This is a genomic window from Acidisoma sp. (assembly GCF_035492295.1).
Taxonomy (GTDB): Bacteria; Pseudomonadota; Alphaproteobacteria; order Acetobacterales; family Acetobacteraceae; genus Acidisoma.
Map to the genome: position 1 here is coordinate 1 of NZ_DATJJK010000277.1, position 20707 is coordinate 20707.

Below are 20707 nucleotides of genomic sequence, written 5' to 3' on the forward strand. Positions count from 1 at the left end.
GTCGAGGCGGTTGCGGAACTCCGGCGCAAACAGCCGGTTGATCGCCTCCATATCGTCGCCTTCGCGCTTGCTGCGGGTGAAGCCGAAAGCCTGACGCGCCAGATCGGACGCACCGGCATTCGTCGTCATGATCAGGATGACGTTGCGGAAGTTGACCTGCTTGCCGTTGTGATCGGTGAGCCGGCCGTGATCCATGATCTGCAGCAAGACGTTGAACAGGTCGGGATGGGCCTTTTCGACTTCGTCGAGCAGAAGCACGCAATGCGGGTGCTGATCGACGCCGTCGGTCAACAGCCCGCCCTGGTCGAAGCCGACGTAGCCCGGCGGCGCGCCGATCAGCCGCGAGACGGTGTGACGCTCCATGTACTCCGACATGTCGAAACGGGTCAGGTGCACGCCGAGGCTCGCCGCGACTTGCTTCGCCACCTCGGTCTTGCCGACGCCGGTGGGACCTGAGAACAGGTAGCAGCCGATCGGCTTCTCCGGCTCGCGAAGGCCAGCACGCGCCAGCTTGATCGAGGCCGACAGCGACTCGATCGCCTTGTCCTGGCCGAACACCACGCGCTTCAAGGTCTGCTCGAGGTGCTTGAGCACTTCGGCGTCATCCTTGGAGACGCTCTTGGGCGGAATCCGCGCCATCGTCGCGATCGTCGTTTCGATTTCCTTGATGCCGATCGTCTTCTTGCGCTTGCTCTCCGCCACCAGCATCTGCGCCGCACCGGATTCATCGATCACGTCGATCGCCTTGTCCGGCAGCTTGCGGTCATGGATGTATTTCGCCGAAAGATCGACGGCGGCGCGGATTGCCTCATCCGTGTAGCGGACCTTGTGGTGCTTCTCGTACACGGTCTTGAGGCCGCGCAGGATGCGCACCGCATCATCGGACGAGGGTTCCGGCACGTCGATCTTCTGGAAGCGCCGCACCAGCGCACGGTCTTTCTCGAAGTAGTTGCGGAACTCCTTGTAGGTCGTGCTGCCGATGCAGCGCAGCGTGCCGGCGGCGAGCGCGGGCTTGAGCAGGTTGGAGGCGTCCATCGCGCCGCCGCTGGTGGCACCCGCACCGATCACGGTGTGGATCTCGTCGATAAAGAGTACCGCGCCGGGCTGGTTCTCGAGTTCGGTGACGACGGCTTTCAGCCGCTCCTCGAAATCACCCCGGTAGCGTGTGCCGGCGAGCAGCGCACCCATGTCGAGCGAGAAGATCGTGGACTTGGCGAGCACTTCCGGCACGTCGCCTTCGACAATGCGCTTGGCCAGGCCCTCGGCGATGGCGGTCTTGCCGACGCCGGGGTCGCCGACATAGAGCGGATTGTTCTTGGTGCGGCGGCAGAGGATCTGGATCGTGCGCTCGATCTCCGCCTCGCGGCCGATGAGCGGGTCGATCTTGCCGGTCTGCGCCTTCTTGTTGAGGTTGACGCAGTAGTTGGAAAGCGCGTCCTGGCTGCGGCGGCTGCTCTTCTCTTCCTGATCCGGGTTTTCGGCGGCGGAGGCCTTCTCCTGCCGGGGCGCGCTTTTGCCCGGGGACTTGGCGATGCCGTGGCTGATGAAGTTGACCGCGTCGAGCCGCGTCATGTCCTGCAGCTGCAGGAAGTAGACGGCGTGGCTCTCGCGCTCGCTGAAGAGAGCGACGAGGACATTGGCGCCCGTCACCTCGTCCCGGCCGGAGGACTGGACATGGATAGCCGCGCGCTGGACGACACGCTGGAAACCGGCGGTGGGTTTCGGGTCGCCTGGCCGGTCGGTGGCGAGGCCGGCCAGATCCTTGTCGAGGAATTCGGTAAGATCGCCGCGCAGCTTGTCGAGATCGACGCCGCAGGCGCGGAGCACCGTCGCCGCGTCGCTATCCTCGGTCAGGCCGAGGAGCAGATGCTCGAGGGTGGCGTATTCGTGCTTGCGCTCACTGGCGAGGGAAAGCGCACGGTGGAGAGTCTGCTCGAGGTTACGGGACAACATGCCGACGCTCCTTTGTTACTCGTCGCTGGCTACCGACCGCTGATCGGGCAGTCCTGCTGGAGCCAGCGAATGCCTGTCATCTATGCGTCGGTCTAGCTTGCGAACTTGGCGAACCAGTCGACGGGATATCCTGCACCAAGATTATGTGCCGGGGCATTAACTTTTGCTCAGGGTCACTCTTTTTCTATGGTGCATTGGAGAGGATGCTGATTTTGACGTGCCAGATCCATCACCTGCGTCACTTTCGTCTCGGCGACCTCGTAAGTGAAAACGCCGCAGACGCCGACCCCGCGGCGATGGACGTGCAGCATGATGCGCGTCGCCTCGTCGCGGGATTTCTGAAAGAACCGTTCCAGCACATGGACCACGAATTCCATGGGCGTGTAGTCATCGTTCAGCATCAGTACTTTGTACATCGCAGGCTTGCGGGTCTTGGTCCTGGTCTTGACCACGACCCCCGTTCCGGGTCCGTCCCGCCCACCATTGCGCCTGTCGCTATCGCTCATCGCGCTACCGTCTAACCCCATCTGAAGAACAAGAACGTTAACACCGCCGCCCCGAACGCCGCGATCGCCGCCGCGTTGGACGCCACTGCCCTGGCGCCCGCGCCCCGCACCGGCAGCCGGTCAGAGCAGGTTCACACAAAACCATAGAAGCAAGCGGCGCTTCCGGAAAAGAGTAGATTGGTTTTAGAGGGCGCTTGTGAAGGCGTCTCGCTGCAGCCCGCGCATGCAATGCGCATGGCTCAGGTCAGGTCCGCACGCGCCGATGCTGCGGCCAGGGCGATGTCCAAACGAAAAGGGCCCGGGCATGCCGCCCGGGCCCTTCCTCGCACAAAGCGATCGGCTAGACCCGATCAGGCGGTCTTGCTGAACTTCTCGACGGCCATCGTCATGCGGCTCGAGATCGGCGCAATCGCCTGCTCGGCCAACTTGATGGACGCGTCCGTGTATTTGCTGGACTCGGTCATGCTCTTCTCCACGGCGGAGCGCGCGAAGCCGACCTGCAGATCGACCGCTTCCTTGAGCGACTTGACCGAGGTCATCGCCTTGAAGGCCGCCATGGCCTCCTCATAGGAAGCCTGCATCGAGGAAGCCATCTGCTTCGACAGATCCTGCATACCGGCGGACCAGATCTGGCCCGACTTGATCAGCGCTTCGACATTGCCCTGGCTGAACGCCACAACTTCTTCCGCGGTCTTCATCGTCTTGGTAATCCCTTCATTGATTTGCAGCTGCGACGCCTCGATCCCCGAGGCCGCCTTCGTCACCTGAGTCCCGGCCGCTTCGACGACCTCGTCGGCCACACTCACGGCGGCCTCCTTCATCTCTTCCGCGGCCTCGGACGTCGCGGCCTGCATTTTGCTCACCGTCGCCTCGGCTGCCGGCGCGGCATTCGCCGCCGCTTGGCCTCCCGCGACTGTTCTCGCTCTCGCCATGGCATCAGTTCCCTTCGTCATGGGCCAACGGCCCGCCAATCCGCCACAGCGGTCCGGGCCGAAGACCTGATCGCTTTGTGTTGCGATGCAGCAATATGTCTTTACGCCGGTGAGTCGGGCAGTTCAAGTGTTATTGTGCAGTGCACAACCGTCGCCTTTCGGACCAAAATCTCACGCAATCTCGATCGTGATCTCGCAACACATGAAATTCCCTGCCTAAGTAATTGCAATTCCGACAGACTTGCGCCAAAGCAGGTCGAGGCGCCGAGCGGTGGCGGTGCCGGATCGACAGCGGCGGGATGATCGGATGGCTCGAGAGCACGGGATTTTGGGAGCACGCCTGACGAAAATCGCGGTTGCGCTCTGTGCTCTTGCTATCCTGGCCCTCGCTCCGAAGCCGAGCCGAGCCGCTCTGCCGCCGATGAGCGCGGTCATGATCGACGCCAAGACCGGCCAGACGCTCTATTCCCAGAATGCCAATGCGCCACGCTATCCGGCCAGCCTCACCAAGCTGATGACGCTTTATCTGCTGTTCGAGGCGCTGCGCGACAATCGCATCACGCTCAACGAGATGATGCCGGTCTCCGTGCACGCCGCCTCCGTCGAGCCTGTGAAGCTCGGCGCCCGGCCCGGCTCGCGCATCACCGTCCAGGAAGCCATCCTGGGCATGGTCACCCTCTCCGCCAATGACGCGGCTACCATCGCCGGGGAATTCCTGGCCGGCGGCGACGAGACCCGTTTCGGCGCACTGATGACGCTGAAGGCCCATAGCCTCGGCATGACCCATACGGTCTTCCACAATGCCTCCGGCTTGCCCGACCCCGCCCAGGTCACGACCGCACACGACCTCGCCATCCTCGCCCGCCGCCTGGTTGAGGACTTCCCCGAAGACTACCACTACTTCTCGACGCCGAGCTTCGTCTTCCACGGCCGGCTCATCAACAACCACGACCATCTGCTGAAATCCTATCCCGGAGCGGACGGGATGAAGACCGGCTATACCAACGCCGCCGGCCATAACCTCGTCACCAGCGCGGTGCGTGGCGGTGTGCGCCTGATTGGCGTCGTCATGGCCGCCCCCTCCAACAGCTATCGCGACCATCAGATGGCGATGATGCTGGATCAGGGCTTCGCCGACGAGTTGGGCGGCAATGCCCGCATCGCCATGGTCAATGCCGCGACGGCCGCTCGCCAGGCACAGGCCGAGGCGACGCCTGTTGTGCCGGCGAGCGATCCGACCGTTGCCCAGGCCCGGCGGCAGATCGCCTCCAATGCCTCGCTCGGCCGCGCCGATTGGAACCTCGATCTCGGCAACTACTCCAGCAAAAGCGCGGCCTATACCGCGCTGCGCATCGCCCGCCGCGAGGCGCAGGGCGGTGTCGTCCATCTCGTGACACTCCGCACCAAGTCCCGTCACCCGGCTTGGCATGCCTGGGTGGCCGCGGTCAGCGAGAACCATGCCCACGCGACCTGCTCCGCCATGAACCATTACGGACGCACCTGCGTCGCCGTGCGCCCGGGGGCCGGCCGGCGCAACCGCGAGATCGCCGAGCGCTGAGCATTCCGCCCGTCGGCGGGAGATTGGGACAGATGAATCGCTCCCGCGATTTAATCTGAACCGGTCAGACCCTGGCCGGGCGGAAAGATCACGCCCGGGTTGAAGATCCCCTGCGGATCGAGCGCCGCCTTGACGCGGCGCATGAGCGCGAGTTCCACCCCGCCACGCCAGCTCTCCATCAGCCCGGTCTTGAGCCGGCCCACGCCGTGCTCGGCCGAGAAGCTGCCGCCGAGCCGCTGCACCACGGCATTGACCGCCGCCATCAATTCCTCGGACCGGGCCAGGAAGGCGGCCCCCTCCATCCCCTCGGGCTGGACGAGATTGAAATGGATATTGCCGTCGCCCAGGTGGCCGAAGGGCGCGATGCAAAGGCCGGGCACCACGGCCGCGCAGGCTTCCGAAGCCGCCGCGAGACACTCGGGCAAGGCGGTGAGCGGTACCGAGATGTCGTTCTTGACCGAGGCGCCGGCGCGCTTTTGCGCCTCCGCATGCTCCTCCCGCAGCCGCCAGAACGCCGCCCGCTGTGCCTCGTTCTGGGACAGGGCGGCATCCAAGAGATCACCTGATTCCAACGCCTCTCCCAGCACCTCCTCAAGTGTTTCCTCGAGCAGCCGCCGCGCCTCCTCCCGGCCGGTCGAGGCGTAGTCGATGAGAACGTAGTGAAGCGCGGGCTCCACCGGCAGGACCGTGCCCGCGACATGGTGCAGCACGAGATCCACCGAGGCGCCGCTCATATATTCGAAGGCATAGAGCGCGCCCGCATCCCGCCTGCGGAGACGCGCGAGAAGCGCCAGCGCATGGTCAACCGAGGGCAGCGCGCAGAAGGCCGAGGCCCGGGCCGACACGCCGGGCTGCAGGCGCAGCACGGCGGCGGTGATGATGCCGAGGGTCCCCTCCGAACCCACGAAGAGCTGGCGGAGCGAATAGCCGGTATTGTCCTTGTGGAGACGCCGCAGTCCGTCCCAGACCTGCCCGTCCGCCAGCACGACCTCAAGCCCGAGCACCAGATCCCGCGCATTGCCGAAGCGCAGGGTATTGTTGCCGCCAGCGTTGGTGGCAAGCACGCCACCGATCTGGGCGCTGCCCTCCGAGCTGATCGAGAGCGGCAGCAGCATGCCCGCCTCCGCCGCCATGGCCTGGGCCGCCGCGAGGGTGACCCCGGCCTCGACTGTCATGGTCATCTCGACCGGATCGATTGCCCTGAGGCCCCGCATCCGTTCCAGGCTGAGGATTGCGGCGGTCCCGTCGCCTGCCGGCGTCGCGCCGCCGACCATGGAGGTATTGCCGCCCTGCGGCACGATGGGCACGCCAGCCTGCGCGCACAGGCGCACCGCTTGCGCCACTTCCGCCGTCGAACCCGGACGGAGGACAGCCCGCGGGCGGCCCTGGTAGAGGCGTCGCCAATCAGTTGCGTAGCCCGCCATGTCACCGGCATCGGTGACGAGGCCGCCCGGGCCGAGGCGCGCCGCCAATTGCTGCAGGAGGGCGTCCGTCATGCCTCTCTCCCCGCCCCTTCTCTCTCAGTCCGGCTGCTGTGCACCACCCAGCCGCTGATCGCCCGTAAAGGGCTCGAGACCTAGCGCTGCCGCCAGGCGACCGAGCCGGCGAATGACGCTGTCGCCCGCAAAGACGCCTGAATTCTCCTTCAGATCCAGCACCAGCCGCTCGCCCGAGACGGTCAGCGCAGTATTGGCCAGGAGTTGCGGCGTGCCACCTGAAAGGGTGTAGGCGAGCTGCAGGGCCGCCCCTAAGGACTCCGCCCGTTGAACGGAGGCCATGTCGAGCAGCATGCGCGCGGGCGCCAGAAAGGGCGCGTCCGGCTCGGCCTCGTAGCGCATGGCAATCGCAAGCGCCAGAAAGGCGCGGGCGTGGTGGTCTATCCCGGTGGCGGGCTGCCGCAAAACGCGCAGAAACCCCTGCTCGGCACGATATTCCGGGTGATCATGGCTCGCGATGTCCGAGAACCAGCAGGCCGCCTCACGCAGCAACCTCTGGTCCGGCGTCTCCCGCGGCTCTAGCCGCGCGGTCCAGGTCATCAGTGCCGGCGGCAGGCTGGGATCACGGCTGAAGACCATCGCCATGTCGCGCGCTGCCGCCGTCACCGGCTCGTCTGCACGCACGGAGGGCGGCATCACATGCATGAGCCAGCCTTCGCGCAACCCGTTGGCGCTGAAGACGACGCGGGCCGCGCCCGTGATCCGCAGCAACCGCCGCAGCACCACGGCCGCGAAGGGCAGATCCTCGATGCGGCGGCGGGGCAGCCCAGGTAGGCGCTCCAGCGCGCGGCGGCTGGCGCCGGCCACGACTCCGGCCAGGTCCCGCGCCTCGTCGCGTTCGATCGTGTAGTGGTGGAGCATGTTGAGCGGGTAACTCGTCTGCGCCATGTGGATGCGGGCGAGCGCCCGGAAGGCGCCGCCGACGAGATAGAGGTCCTGCCCCGCCCCGTCACCGAGCCAGGGAACCTTCGCGGTATCCTCCTCGACGATGGTGCGGGCCCGGAACAAATCTCCGCCGGCGCGGTCGGCGAGGCGGATGACACCCAGGCGCATCGTCTCGCTGCGCACGGCCCGGCCAGCGATGAGCCGCACGGCCTCCAGCGAGCCGCCGCCGATGTCGAGCAGGATACCCTCGGCCTGGGGAATGCCGCAGAGCACGCCAGCGGCGGAGAATTCCGCCTCTTCGCGGCCGGACAGGATTCGGATCGGCACACCGGGCATGCGGGCCTTCAGCCCGGCCACGAATTCGGCGCCATTCTCGGCATCGCGCACTGCCGCCGTCGCCAGAACCTCGAAAGGATCGGCGCCCATGGCCCGCGCCACCGCGTGATAGCGGATCATGACGGTCAGTGCCTGCTGCACGCCGTCCTCGTTCAGCCGTCCGGTCTGCTGCAGGCCCCGGCCAAGCCGCAGCACCGCCTTCTCGTTGAAGATGGCGACCGGATTACGCGATTCACCTTCGAAGACGACGAGCCGGACTGAATTCGAGCCCAGATCGACGACGGCACAGCGTGGGAGGGTCAGCGGTCGGTCCCTTTGTCATGCGGCTTCCGTCCGACATGCTGTAGCAGGGACGGCCCGTGAAGGGCAGAGCCGCGACCCGAAAGGGACGGATTGGTCATGAAGTAATTGTGGGCAGAAATCGGCTTGCGGCCGCCTGGGACGCGCCGCCAGTTCATGTCTGGTTCGAGTTCCCAGGATTGCATGTTGTCCTTGAGGTCGACGACCATGATCTGGTCCAGCACCTGCGCATGCACAGTCGGGTTGCGGATCGGCACCAGCGTCTCCACCCGCATGTCGAGATTGCGCGCCATCCAGTCTGCACTCGAGATGAAGACATGGGCATGCCGGCTGGGCAGCGCATGGCCATTGGCGAAAGCGATGATGCGGGCATGCTCCAGGAATCGGCCGACGATCGACTTCACCCGGATGTTCTCGGACAGGCCAGGGACGCCCGGCCGCAGGCAGCAAATGCCGCGGACCACGCATTTGACCGAAACACCGGCGCAGGAGGCTTCGTACAGCTGGTCGATCATCCGCTCGTCCACGAGCGAATTGACCTTCAGCCAGATGCCGGAGGGCCGTCCTTCCCGCGCAGCCTCAATCTCCTCCTTGATGAGATGGGAGAGCGTTTTGCGCGTCGTCAGCGGGCTGAAGGCGATGGCGTCCATCTTCTCCGGCTTGGCGTAGCCGGTCATGAAGTTGAACAGGCGCGCAGCATCGCGCGTGAGACCCGGATCGCAGGTGAAGAAGCTGAGATCGGTGTAAATCCGTGCCGTGATCGGATGGTAGTTGCCGGTACCGAAATGCGCGTAGGAGCGCACGCCGCCGCCCTCGCGCCGCACCACGAGCGACAGCTTGGCATGCGTCTTGAGTTCGGTGAAACCAAAGACGACCTGTACGCCCGCCGCCTCAAGCGAACGCGAGAGGCGGATATTCGCCTCCTCGTCGAAGCGGGCCCGGAGTTCCACCATGGCGGTGACGGACTTGCCGGCCTCGGCCGCCTCGATCAGCGCCTTGACGATGGGGCTGTCCTTGCTGGTGCGGTAGAGCGTCTGCTTCACCGCGACGACCGCCGGGTCCCCTGCCGCCTGACGCAGGAACTGCACCACGACGTCGAAGCTCTCGAAGGGATGATGGACGAGGATGTCCTTGGCGCGGATGGCGGCAAAGCAATCGCCGCCGAAATCGCGGATGCGCTCGGGGAAGCGCGGCGTATAGGGGCTGAAAAGCAAATCCGGCCGATCGTCCACGATCAGTTGCTTGAGATCGACGGTGCCGAGGATACCGGCCTCCTCGAAAACCTCCTCCTCCGGGGCTGCCACCGCATCCCGCACCGTCTGCTTCAGCTCCTCCGGCATCGAGGCTTGCACCGTGAGGTTGATCGCGACCCCGCGGCGGCGGCGTTTCAGCGCGGTTTCATAGGAGAGAACGAGATCGGCCGCTTCATCCTCGAACTCCACATCCGTGTCCCGGATGACGCGGAAGAGGCCATGCGCATCCCGCGCATAGCCGGGGAAGAGATGTTCGAGGAACAGGCCCACGACCTCTTCCAGCATAACAAAGCGAATGGGGCCGCCGGGCTCACCCGCCGGCAGGCGAATGAAACGCTCGATCTGGCTCGGCAATGGGATCAGCGCCCGCATGACGTGCCGGTCGTGGTTCGAGACCAGAAGCAGGGCGAGGACGAGGCCCATGTTCGGGATAAAGGGAAAGGGATGCGCGGGGTCGATGGCGAGCGGCGTCAGCACCGGGAAGATCCGGTCCATGAAGAAGGCGTCCAGCCATTCCCGATCGGCCTCGGTCAGTGACGAGATCTCGGCGACGACAAGACCCGCGGCGGCGAGTTCCGCGCGCACCTTGGTCCAGGCGCGCTGCTGATCGGCGATCAGCCGCCGCGCGCGGCTATTGATCTGAGCGAGCTGCTGCGCGGGCGTCAGCCCGTCGGGCGACGTGGCGAGCACCCCCGCCTTGGCCTGGCCGATCAGGCCGGCAACGCGCACGGAGTAGAATTCGTCCAGATTGGAGCCGCTGATGGAGATGAAGCGCAGCCGCTCCAGCAGCGGATGGTGGCGGTTTTCCGCCTCCTCCACCACGCGGTGGTTGAAGTCGAGCCAGGAGAGTTCCCGGTTGATAAAGCGCTGCGGCGAATCATGGGCAATGGTTTGGGCCGCGGTTTCCGGGCTCTCGGCCTCGGACACGGTCGATTCGCGAAGGCCCACCGCCGATGCGGTCATCGTATCTGCTGCGCTCATCCCCCCAGTCTAGATGAGCACATCCTCTTTTGGGGAGGGTTCGATGGCGGAAGTATCAGAAAATTCACAGCCGGCGTCGCCGATGGCGGCAACCAGCCCTGCCGCCATCGCCCGCGTGACCCGGCCGCCGGAGGCAAGCGCCTGCCGGTCGAGCCGCGCCGCGGCCTCGCGGAGCGCCGCCGGATGGCGCGGCAGGCGGGCGAGCAGCCAGTCCTGCAGGCTCTCGCCCAGAACGAGCTGACGTTCCGACAGCAGCCGCGCCAGCAGTGCACGCAGCAGCGGGTCCTCCGCCGGGCGAACGGCCACCGCCGTCATGGCCCGCAGGCGGCTCGCGAGATCGGGGAGTTTCACGCGCCAGCGGGCGGGGGCGGCGCGGCCGACGAGCAGCAGCGGGCGACGCATCTCGGCCGCGAGATTGACGAGATGCAGGAGCGCCGTCTCGTCCGGCACGGCGTCGGCATCATCCACCGCGATCGTCGGCGCGCTGCCGATCTCCGGTAGGCGGCGAAGCGAGGGCCCATCCAGCAGCAGGGCGCCATGGCGCTCGGACCAGAGCTGCAGGAGATGGGTCTTTCCGCAGCCGGCCTCGCCATAGATCGCGAGCCGGCCGGCCGGCCAGCCAGAGGTGCGGCCGAGCCAGGCCCGCGCCTCCTCGTTTGAGGAGGCGGCGATGAAATCCTCCACCCGGAAGCGGGGTACATAGGCAAAGGGCAGGGCCAGCTGCCGGATGGAACCGTCGCCCTCGGCGGTCATGTCTGAAACCTATTCGCCACTCGAGGGCGGATCGAGATAAAGCGGGCTGTGCAGGTAGCGGCGAAGCCAGAAGCGGGCGAGAACGCCCAGTGCCGCCGTGACCGGCACCGCCAGCAGGACCCCTAAGAAGCCGAAAGCGGCGCCGCCTGCAAGGAGCGCGAAGATCACCAGAACGTCGTGCAGCTCCACCCGATTGCCGAGAAGGCGGGGATAGATGACGTAGCCCTCCAGGATCTGGCCCAGCATGAAGACCGCGGCGACCCAGAGGACGCCGCTCCAGGTCGGGAACTGCGCGACAGCGAGACCGATGGAGGTGACCGCCCCGGTGATGGTGCCGACATAAGGGATAAAGGAGAGCAGCCCGGCCGTGAGCCCCACGATGATACCGAGATCGAGCCCCACGACCGTCAGCCCGACGGCATAAAAGGCGGCCAGCATGAGGCAGCAGAGCAATTGCCCGCGCAGCCAGGCGGAGAGAATGCGGTCCACCTCCAGCACCTGGGCGCGGATGAGATCAGCATAGCGCAGCGGCAGCACGGCCTCGACGCGGGCGACGAGCTTCGGCCAGTCGCGCAGCAGATAGAAGGCAACGATGGGGGTGACGACGAGGAGCGTGATCGCATTGACGATCGCGAAGCCGCTGCCGATCACTCGGCTCAGCGCGCCGACGGCATAGGGGATCATGGCGCCGGCATGGGTCGCCACGATCTCGCGCAGCTTGTTGTCCACGAAATCGGCGCCGAGGTGCTCCTGCAGATGGGAGAGCGTGCCATTCGCCCAGGCCTGCACCTTGACCACGTATTCCGGCACGCGCTGCAGCAGCAGGCCGATCTGGGACAGGATGATCGGGTACAGCAGCAGCGCGAAGGCAAGCATGACCGCGAGCATCCCGAGCACGAGCAGCCCGGCGGCCGCCCAGCGCGGCAGGCCGAGGCGATTCAGGCGGACGGCCACAGGATCGAGGAAGTAGGCGATGCCGCTTGCCGCGACGAAAGGCAGCAGGATTGCGGAGAAGAGGTAGAAGAAGAGAAAAAGCGCGAGGATGACCCCGATGATGAGCGCCGTGCGCTGCGCCCGGCTAGACCGCCCAAGCGGTAGAGGGCCCAATGGCGGGGGACCGAATTCCGTCATCGGCGCCCGGAAATCGTGGCGGGAATCATGACAGGCGCAGCGGGCATGGCGCTTGCGCCGGAGCCATCGGTTGCGCCACGAAGACGGCTGTGATTGTTTCCGCGCCTCGCCAAACGATCTTCCCGAATTGCTCGGGCGCAGAGCCACCCTGCGTGGCCTGGACCGAGCCTTAACGCCTAGCGCATCGAGGGCCTGAATGACCAGAGCGGCAAAACCCGGCAATGGGGTGACCTATGCGGAGGCCGGCGTCGATATCGAAGCCGGAGATGCGCTGGTCGATGCCATCAAGCCGCTGGCCAAAGCCACCAACCGTCGGGGCGTCATGGGCGGCCTGGGTGGTTTCGGCGCCCTCTTCGACCTCAAGGCCGCCGGCTTCCGCGACCCTGTCCTGATTTCCTCGACCGATGGCGTGGGCACGAAACTCAAGATCGCCATCGACCATGGGCTGCACGATACGGTCGGCATCGACCTTGTCGCCATGTGCGTGAACGATCTGGTGGTTCAGGGCGCGGAGCCGCTGTTCTTCCTGGATTATTTCGCGACCGGCAGCCTGGACGTGGCCTCCGCCAAGCGGGTCATCGCGGGCATCGCCGAGGGCTGCCGCCTTTCCGGCTGCGCGCTGGTGGGTGGCGAGACCGCCGAGATGCCGGGCATGTACCAAGCCGGCGACTATGATCTCGCGGGCTTTACGGTAGGCGCCGCAGAGCGCGAAAACCTGCTGCCGCGTGATGTGACGCCCGGCGACGTAGTGCTGGGCCTCGCCAGTTCCGGCGTGCATTCCAACGGCTTTTCGCTCGTCCGCAAGGTGGCCGAGGTTGCCGGCGCCAGCCTGGACGGCGCTTGCCCCTTCGCCGAAGGCCGGACGCTGGCCGAAGTGCTGATGGTGCCGACGAAACTCTACGTCCTCTCCCTGCTCGCCCTGCATCGGAAGGGCCTGCTCAAGGCGGCGGCTCATATCACCGGCGGCGGCCTGCCCGGCAATCTTCCGCGCGCCTTGCCTGAAGGCACGCTCGCACGACTTGATGCCGGATCCTGGACCATGCCGGCCGTCTTCCCCTGGTTGGCGCGCGCGGGCGGCATCGCGCCGGAAGAGATGCTGCGCGTCTTCAACTGCGGGATCGGCATGGCGGTGATCGTCGCGGCCGCGCATGCGGCCGAGGCCCAGGCCATCTTGGAAGCGGAAGGCGAGACGGTCTTCACCATCGGCGCGATCGAGGCGGCCGAGGGCGAGGCCCGCACCGACATCAGCATTCCGGCAGGCTGGCCCGCCTGAGATGGCCGCCCGTCGTCGCACGGCCGTCCTGATCAGTGGGCGTGGTTCCAATATGGAATCTCTGATCGCGGCGGCGGCCGCGCCGGATTTCCCGGCCGAAATCGTGCTCGTTCTTTCGAACAATCCCGACGCCGGCGGCTTGGCGACGGCGGCGGCCGCGGGTATTCCCGCGCGCGCCATCGATCACCGGCCCTTCGGAAGGGATCGCGCGGCCCATGAGGCGGAGATTGACGCGGCACTGCGCGAAGCGAGCGTCGAGATCGTCTGCCTCGCGGGCTATATGCGGCTGCTGACCCCTTATCTCGTCGGCCGCTGGGCTGGCCGGATGCTCAATATCCATCCCAGCCTGCTGCCGGACTTCAAGGGCCTGCACACGCATGAGCGAGCGATCGAGGCCGGCGTCGGCCACCATGGCTGCAGCGTACATGTGGTGACGGAGGATCTCGATGCGGGGCCGGTCGTCGCCCAGGCCCGGGTTCCGGTTCTGCCGGGCGATACGCCGGAGGCGCTTGCCGCGCGCGTCTTGGTGGAGGAGCACAGGCTCTATCCGGAAGCGCTGGCCCGCTTCGCGCTCTCGCTGCCGGTCTGAAACGAAAAACGGGGGCCGCAGCCCCCGTTTCCTGTCAATCGAGCGGCCTCGGATCAGGCGACGATTTCGGTCTCGGCGAAGAAATAGGAAATTTCGGTCTTCGCATTCTCGAGGCTATCCGAACCATGCACGGAATTGGCCTCGATGCTTTCGGCGAATTCGGCGCGGATGGTGCCGGGGGCAGCCTTCTTCGGGTCGGTCGCGCCCATCAGTTCGCGGTTCTTGGCCATTGCGTTCTCGCCCTGGAGCACCTGAAGCACGACCGGGCCGGAGATCATGAAGCTCACGAGCTCGCCGAAAAACGAACGCTCCTTATGCACCGCGTAGAAACCCTCGGCCTGCGCCTGGGTCAGCTGAACGCGCTTCTGGGCGACGATGGAAAGGCCATTCTCCTCGAAGACCTTGTTGATCGCGCCGGTCAGGTTTCGGCGGGTCGCGTCGGGCTTCAGGATGGAAAAGGTGCGCTCGATAGCCATGGGACTGTCTTTCTTTTCTGGATAAGCAAAGTCTGTGCGCGGGCGTTTAGAGGGTAAGGCAGAGGGCTGCAAGCCGCGCCGTTCCTTGCGCGGCCATTTGGCGCTAGATGAGCCGATATGAGCCTCCTGACCATTCGCAATCTCTCGATCTCCATCAAGGGCCGCCCACTGCTGGAGAATGCCGATCTCACGGTCGATCCAGGCCGACGCATCGGCCTGATCGGCCGCAACGGCGCCGGAAAATCGACGCTCATGCGCGCCATTTCCGGCGATCTGGCGCCGGATGGCGGGGAAATCCGCCTCGCCAATCGCGCAAAGATGGGCGCGGTCGCCCAGGAGGCGCCGGGCGGCAGCACCACGCCGGTCGAGGTCGTGCTGGCGGCCGACCGCGAACGCACGGCCCTCCTCGCCGAAGCCGAGGCTTTGGGCACCGATCCCGCCCGCCTGGCAGAGATCCATGACCGTTTGCGGACAATCGAAGCGGACAGTGCCCCGGCGCGGGCCGGCGCCATTCTCAGCGGCCTGGGCTTTTCACTCGAAAAGCAGTCCGGGCCGATGAGCGCGCTCTCAGGCGGCTGGCGCATGCGCGTGGCGCTGGCCTCCGCCCTCTTCGGCAATCCGGACCTCCTGCTGCTGGACGAACCGACCAACCATCTCGACCTTGAAGCCTCGCTCTGGCTCGAAGGCTGGCTCGCCAAATTTCCGGGCGCGGCCCTCATCGTCTCGCATGACCGCGGCCTGCTTGACCGTTCGGTCGAGGCCATCGCCCATCTCGATCGCGGCAAGATCACGCTCACCACCGGCGGCTTCGCGGAATTCCTCAGACTGCGGGCCGAACGCAGCGCGCAGCAGAAGCGCATGGCCGAGAAGGTGACGGCCGAGCGCGAGCGCATCCAGGCCTTCGTCGACCGTTTCCGCGCCAAGGCGACCAAGGCCCGCCAGGCACAGAGCCGGCTCAAGGCACTGGAACGCCTGCCGCCGGTGGAGAACCTGATCGAGGATGCGCCGACGCGCTTCTCCTTCCCCGCGCCCAGCCGTATCGCCCCGCCGATCCTGACGCTGGATCGGGTTTCGGTCGGCTATGCCGGCAAGCCCGTGCTGAAAAACATCTCGCTCAGCCTCGACACCGATGATCGCGTGGCGCTGCTGGGCGCCAACGGCAACGGCAAGTCAACGCTGGCCAAGCTCATCGCCGGCTCCATGGAACCTTTGGCGGGCGAAGCCCGCCGTGCACCCGGCCTGAAGGTCGGCTATTTCGCGCAGGATCAGGCGGAAGCGCTGGTGCTGTCCGAAACGCCGGTCGATCACATGGCCCGTGCCCTGCCGCGCGCCCTGCCGCCGCAGGTGCGTGCTCAACTCGCCCGTTTCGGCCTCGATGCCGACCGCGCCGACACGAAGGTTTCCGAACTCTCCGGCGGTGAGAAGGGACGGTTGCTGCTGGCCCTGGCCACGCGCGACGCGCCGCATCTGCTCATCCTCGACGAGCCGACGAACCATCTGGATATCGACGCCAAGGAGGCGCTGATCCGCGCGCTGGCCGACTATACCGGCGCGGTTCTGCTCATCACCCATGATCCGCATCTGGTCGAACTGGTGGCCGACCGTCTGTGGTTGGTGGCAGAGGGCACCGCCGCGCCATTCGACGGCGACATGGACGATTACCGGCAGCGCTTAGCGGGTCTGAGCAGCGGGCCGGGCAAGACCGAGACGGCGCCCACCCGGCAAGATGACAGGCGCGAGCGGGCCGAAGCGCGCGCCGCCCTCGCACCCCTGCGCAGGATTGCCCAGGAAGCCGAGAAGAAGATCGCCAAACTCACCGCCGATCGCGAGCGGATCGAGGCGGTGCTCGCCGATCCTGGCTTCTACGAGAAGCATGGCGGGGCCGAAGTCGTGCGCGGACAGCAGAAGCTCGCGGCCATCGCGCGCGAGATCGAGGCGGCTGAGGAAGCCTGGCTGGAAGCCTCTGGCGCGCTCGAAGAAGCAGGCTAGGCCCGGTCCCCGCCCGGGGACGATGCATTGAAAGAGCAAACATACCGCGGTTGCTGTGCAGCATTGCCCCAGTTAACGGCCGGGCCAGACCTCTGCTAGTGTCGGGACATGGAATTCCGCTCTCTCTACGCCCACGGCTTTGCCCGGGTCGCCGCCTGCACCATCGCCGGCAGCCCCGCTGATCCGGCCGGCAATGCACGCGCCATCCTGGACGAGGCCCGCCTCTGCCACGCCCAGGGCGCGGCACTTTGCGTCTTTCCCGAACTCTCCGTCTCGTCTTACGCGATCGACGATCTGCTGATGCAGGACGTGCTGCTGGACGGCGTGTTGGCGGCGCTCGAAACGATCGCCGAGGGAAGCCGCGGTCTCACCCCCATCCTGCTCGTCGGAGCGCCGCTCCGCCAGGGCGCGCGGCTTTACAATACCGCGGTCGCGATCCATCGCGGCCGGATCCTCGGCGTCGTGCCCAAGGTGCATCTGCCGAACTACCGGGAATTCTATGAGAAGCGGCATTTCGCCTCCGGCATGGGCACCGAAGGGCAGATGATCCGCCTCGGCGGCACGGAGGTCCCCTTCGGCCCCGATCTGCTTTTCGAAGCGGAGGATCTGCCCGGCTTCGTGCTGCATGTGGAGATCTGCGAGGATGTCTGGGTGCCGGTGCCGCCAAGCGCGCAGGGCGCGCTCGCCGGCGCCACCATCCTCGCCAATCTCTCGGCCAGCAACATCACCATCGGTAAGGCGGAGACGCGCACGCTTCTTTCCATCAGCCAGTCCGCGCGATGCAACGCTGCCTATCTCTATGCCGCCGCCGGGGCCGGGGAATCGACCACCGACCTGGCCTGGGACGGCCAGGCCTCGATTTTCGAACTGGGCGAAACACTGGCCGAGACCGAGCGCTTCCCGCTCGGGGCGCAGCGCGCCATCGCCGATGTCGATCTCGACCGGCTGCGGCAGGAACGGCTGCGCATGGGGAGTTTCGACGACAACGGCCGCAGCCTGGGCCTCGCGCCGGATGACTTTCGGCGCGTGACCCTGAAACTCGACCCGCCTGCCGGGGATCTCGGCCTCAAGCGGCCGCTCGCCCGCTTCCCCTTCGTGCCGGCGGACCCCGCACGGCTGCACCAGGATTGCTACGAGGGCTACAGCATCCAGATCGCAGGCCTCATGCAGCGGCTGCGCGGCATCGGGATGCCCAAAATGGTCATCGGCGTCTCGGGCGGGCTCGATTCCACCCATGCCCTGATCGTGGCGGCGCGCGCCGCCGACCGGCTGGAGATCCCCCGCTCCCACATCCTGGCCTATACGATGCCGGGCTTCGCCACGAGCGACGAGACCAAGACGAATGCCATCCGGCTGATGGAGAGCCTGGGCGTGACCTGGCAGGAGCTGGATATCCGCCCGGCCGCCCGGCAGATGCTGTCCGACATGGGCCATGCCTTCGGCCGGGGCGAGCCCGTCTACGACATCACCTTCGAGAATGTACAGGCGGGGCTGCGGACGGACTATCTGTTTCGGCTGGCCAACCATCAGGGCGCCATTGTGCTCGGCACCGGCGACCTTTCGGAACTGGCGCTGGGCTGGTGCACCTATGGCGTCGGCGACCAGATGTCGCATTACAACGTCAATGGCGGCATTCCGAAGACCCTTATCCAGCATCTCATCCGCTGGGTGATCGGTACCGGCCAGTTTTCCGACGAGGTAGGCGCGGTGCTCGCGGCCATCCTGAACACGGAAATCTCGCCTGAACTGGTGCCAGCACAACCGGGCGAGAGGCCGCAAAGCACGGAGGCCAAGATCGGCCCCTACGCACTCCAGGATTTCACCCTGTTTCACGTGCTGCGCTACGGTTTCCGGCCCTCCAAGATCGCCTTTCTGGCGATGATGGCCTGGGAGGATGCCGCCCGCGGCCCCTGGCCGCCCGGCTATCCGGAGGACCGCCGGCCAGCCTACACGCTTCCCGAAATCAAGCACTGGATGCGCGTTTTCCTGCAGCGCTTCTTCGCCTTCAGCCAGTTCAAGCGCTCGGCCATGCCGAACGGCCCGAAGGTCTCCGCCGGTGGCAGCCTCTCGCCGCGCGGGGACTGGCGCGCGCCTTCGGACGGTAACGCAAGAGCCTGGCTGCAGGAGCTGGAGACTGGCGTACCGGACGAAGTATCTACCGCTTCCGGACACTTGTCATAGATCCCGCAACCTGATCGAAGACAAATATGGACGCACCAAATCGACTCGCCGGCCTGCGCGTTCTCGTCCTCGAAGACGAGGCGCTGCTCGCGATGCTTCTGGAGGACGTGCTGGCCGAATTCGGCTGCACGCCGGTCGGCCCTTTTGGGCATTGCAAGGAAGCAATCGCCTTTCTCGGCAGCAACCCCCAGGGCTGCGACGTCGGCATTCTGGACGTCAATGTCTCCGGCCAGCGCAGCGATGTGGTGGCAATCGAATTCGACCGGCTCGGCCTGCCCTTCGTCTTCAGCACCGGCTACGACGAGTCGGCGTTCGACGAACGTTGGCGCGGCAAGCCTTCCCTGACGAAGCCTTTCCGCTCAGCCGATCTCGAGCGCGTCCTGCTCGAGGTGTTGCAGGCCTGATTATTCGTCGTCGTCGCTCGTGCGACGAACCAGGACTTCGCGCTTGCCGACATGGTTGGCCGGACCCACGATCCCTTCCTTCTCCATCTGCTCGATGAGGCGGGCGGCGCGATTGTAGCCGATCTGCAGATGGCGCTGGATGAAGCTGGTGCTGGCCTTGCCTTCGCGCGCGACGAGGGAAACCGCCTGGTCGAAGAGGCCCTTCTCGCCTTCACTGGCGCCGGGCATTGCAGCCATGCCGCCACTCGGCTCCTCCTGCGCTTCCGTCACTTCTTCCAGATAGCTCGGCTCCCCCTGTTCGCGCAGGAAGGCGACGGCATCCTCCACTTCCCGGTCGGTCACGAAGGGACCATGCACGCGGGTGATGCGGCCGCCGCCGGCCATGTAGAGCATGTCGCCCTGGCCGAGCAGCTGTTCTGATCCCTGCTCGCCCAAGATGGTGCGGCTGTCGAACTTGCTGATGACCTGGAAGCTGATGCGGGTTGGGAAGTTCGCCTTGATGGTGCCGGTGATGACATCCACCGAGGGGCGCTGCGTCGCCATGATGACATGGATGCCGGCGGCACGCGCCATCTGGGCGAGGCGCTGGACCGCCGCCTCGATCTCCTTGCCGGCGACCATCATGAGGTCGGCCATTTCGTCGATGACGACGACGAGGAAGGGCAGCGGCTCCAGGGCGAGCGGCTGTTCCTCGAAGATCGGGCGCCCGGTCTCGGCATCGAAGCCGGTCTGCACGCGGCGTGTCACCACTTCGCCGCGGGCGCGGGCTTCCGCCACGCGCTCGTTATAGCCGCCGATATTGCGGACCGAGAGCTGGCTCATGGCGCGGTAGCGCCGCTCCATCTCGCGCACGGTCCACTTCAGCGCCGTCACCGCCTTCGCGGGCTCCGTCACCACCGGCGCCATGAGATGCGGAATGCCGTCGTAGACGGAGAGTTCAAGCATCTTCGGGTCGATCAGGATAAGGCGGCAGTCTTCCGGCGAAAGGCGGAAGAGCAACGACAGGATCATCGCATTGATGCCGACGGATTTGCCCGAGCCTGTGGTGCCGGCGACGAGGAGATGCGGCATGCGGGCGAGATCGACGATGACGGGCGAGCCGCCGATATCCTTGCCCAGTGCCAGCGGCAGGCGGCCAGCGTGACTACCCCATTCCTCGACCGACATCAGCTCGCGCAGGAACACCGTCTCGCGCTTGGCGTTCGGCACCTCGATGCCGATGACGTTGCGGCCAGGCACGGTCGCGATGCGCACCGCGGTGACGGAGAGGCTGCGGGCGACATCGTCTGCCAGGCCGATGACGCGGGCGGAGCGGATGCCGGGCGCGGGTTCCAGCTCATAGAGCGTCACGACCGGGCCGGGACGGATCTCCACGATCGAGCCCTGCACGCCGTAATCGGAAAGCACGGTCTCCAGCAACCGGGCGTTGGCCTGCATGGCCTCGGGCGAAATGCCGACCTCATGCTGCGCAGGCGGCTGCTTGAGCAGGTCGATGGAGGGGAGCAGCCAATTGGACGGGGGCTCGGCGGCGGGCTCAGTGCGCGCAACGCGGCTCCGCTCCCGCGCACGAATGCGGGTATCGGCGGGGCTGACCGGCGCTGCCTTGGCCGCGGCGACAGGGGCCTGCGCGGTCCGCGCAGCCTTCATGATCGGCTCGCGGCGAAGGCCTGCCTCCTCCGGGTCCTCGTCCGGGTCCATCGGCGGCAGGTTG

Annotated in this window: 16 protein-coding genes; 6 read left to right on the forward strand and 10 right to left on the reverse strand. The window is 66.3% G+C overall.

Annotation, left to right across the window (positions count from 1 at the left end):
• The 3 genes from clpA to VL752_RS20565 form a co-directional block, all read right to left on the reverse strand.
• Positions 1 to 1953: ATP-dependent Clp protease ATP-binding subunit ClpA (gene clpA, locus VL752_RS20555; protein ID WP_325358225.1), on the reverse strand; the 1953-nt coding region annotated here is incomplete at its 3' end.
• 173 nt (positions 1954 to 2126) lie between these two features.
• Positions 2127 to 2459 (reverse strand): ATP-dependent Clp protease adapter ClpS, encoded by a 333-nt coding sequence (clpS, locus tag VL752_RS20560; RefSeq protein ID WP_325358227.1) that lies wholly within the window; start codon positions 2457 to 2459, stop codon positions 2127 to 2129.
• Positions 2460 to 2809: 350 nt separating this feature from the next.
• Positions 2810 to 3391 carry a phasin family protein gene (locus VL752_RS20565; RefSeq protein ID WP_325358229.1) on the reverse strand — a complete coding sequence of 194 codons (582 nt, stop codon included), beginning with the start codon at positions 3389 to 3391 and terminating at the stop codon, positions 2810 to 2812.
• 307 nt (positions 3392 to 3698) lie between these two features.
• On the opposite strand from VL752_RS20565, the gene VL752_RS20570 reads away from it, so the two are divergent.
• Complete coding sequence (locus VL752_RS20570) at positions 3699 to 4949, forward strand: D-alanyl-D-alanine carboxypeptidase family protein (RefSeq protein WP_325358231.1); 1251 nt, start codon at positions 3699 to 3701, stop codon at positions 4947 to 4949.
• A 50-nt stretch (positions 4950 to 4999) separates the two neighbouring features.
• On the opposite strand, the gene VL752_RS20575 is transcribed toward VL752_RS20570, so the two are convergent.
• Genes VL752_RS20575 through VL752_RS20595 form a run of 5 tightly spaced genes read right to left on the reverse strand, consistent with a single transcriptional unit; the run spans position 5000 to position 12084 of the window.
• Complete coding sequence (locus VL752_RS20575; RefSeq protein ID WP_325358233.1) at positions 5000 to 6445, reverse strand: FAD-binding oxidoreductase; 1446 nt, start codon at positions 6443 to 6445, stop codon at positions 5000 to 5002.
• A 24-nt stretch (positions 6446 to 6469) separates the two neighbouring features.
• Positions 6470 to 7969, reverse strand: a complete 1500-nt coding sequence (locus VL752_RS20580) for a Ppx/GppA family phosphatase (RefSeq protein ID WP_325358253.1) — start codon at positions 7967 to 7969, stop codon at positions 6470 to 6472.
• Complete coding sequence (locus VL752_RS20585; protein ID WP_408863196.1) at positions 7966 to 10200, reverse strand: RNA degradosome polyphosphate kinase; 2235 nt, start codon at positions 10198 to 10200, stop codon at positions 7966 to 7968. The genes VL752_RS20580 and VL752_RS20585 overlap by 4 nt, the downstream gene beginning before the upstream one ends.
• 9 nt (positions 10201 to 10209) lie before the next feature.
• Positions 10210 to 10953, reverse strand: coding sequence for a chromosomal replication initiator DnaA (locus VL752_RS20590; protein ID WP_325358235.1), 744 nt, complete (start codon positions 10951 to 10953; stop codon positions 10210 to 10212).
• A 9-nt stretch (positions 10954 to 10962) separates the two neighbouring features.
• Positions 10963 to 12084 (reverse strand): AI-2E family transporter, encoded by a 1122-nt coding sequence (locus VL752_RS20595; protein ID WP_325358237.1) that lies wholly within the window; start codon positions 12082 to 12084, stop codon positions 10963 to 10965.
• A gap of 196 nt (positions 12085 to 12280) precedes the next feature.
• Between VL752_RS20595 and purM the strand changes: the two genes are divergently transcribed.
• Both purM and purN read left to right on the forward strand, forming a co-directional pair.
• Positions 12281 to 13357 carry a phosphoribosylformylglycinamidine cyclo-ligase gene (gene purM / locus VL752_RS20600; protein WP_325358239.1) on the forward strand — a complete coding sequence of 359 codons (1077 nt, stop codon included), beginning with the start codon at positions 12281 to 12283 and terminating at the stop codon, positions 13355 to 13357.
• A gap of 1 nt (position 13358) precedes the next feature.
• Positions 13359 to 13946 (forward strand): phosphoribosylglycinamide formyltransferase, encoded by a 588-nt coding sequence (gene purN, locus VL752_RS20605; RefSeq protein ID WP_325358241.1) that lies wholly within the window; start codon positions 13359 to 13361, stop codon positions 13944 to 13946.
• Between the two features lie 53 nt (positions 13947 to 13999).
• Here the strand turns inward: purN and ndk are convergent, their stop codons facing one another.
• On the reverse strand, positions 14000 to 14422 hold the full coding sequence (ndk, locus tag VL752_RS20610; protein WP_325358243.1) for a nucleoside-diphosphate kinase: 423 nt from the start codon (positions 14420 to 14422) through the stop codon (positions 14000 to 14002).
• Positions 14423 to 14539: 117 nt separating this feature from the next.
• Here ndk and VL752_RS20615 point away from each other — a divergent pair, with 117 nt between their 5' ends.
• The 3 genes from VL752_RS20615 (at position 14540) to VL752_RS20625 (ending at position 18996) form a co-directional block, all read left to right on the forward strand.
• A complete protein-coding gene (locus VL752_RS20615; RefSeq protein WP_325358245.1) occupies positions 14540 to 16411 on the forward strand; it encodes an ABC-F family ATP-binding cassette domain-containing protein in 1872 nt (623 codons plus the stop codon).
• A 108-nt stretch (positions 16412 to 16519) separates the two neighbouring features.
• Positions 16520 to 18592 carry an NAD(+) synthase gene (locus VL752_RS20620; RefSeq protein WP_325358247.1) on the forward strand — a complete coding sequence of 691 codons (2073 nt, stop codon included), beginning with the start codon at positions 16520 to 16522 and terminating at the stop codon, positions 18590 to 18592.
• Between the two features lie 26 nt (positions 18593 to 18618).
• A complete protein-coding gene (locus tag VL752_RS20625; RefSeq protein WP_325358249.1) occupies positions 18619 to 18996 on the forward strand; it encodes a response regulator in 378 nt (125 codons plus the stop codon).
• Here VL752_RS20625 and VL752_RS20630 read toward each other — a convergent pair.
• On the reverse strand, positions 18997 to 20707 hold a 1711-nt coding region (locus VL752_RS20630), incomplete at its 5' end, for a DNA translocase FtsK (protein ID WP_325358251.1). It lies immediately after the preceding gene.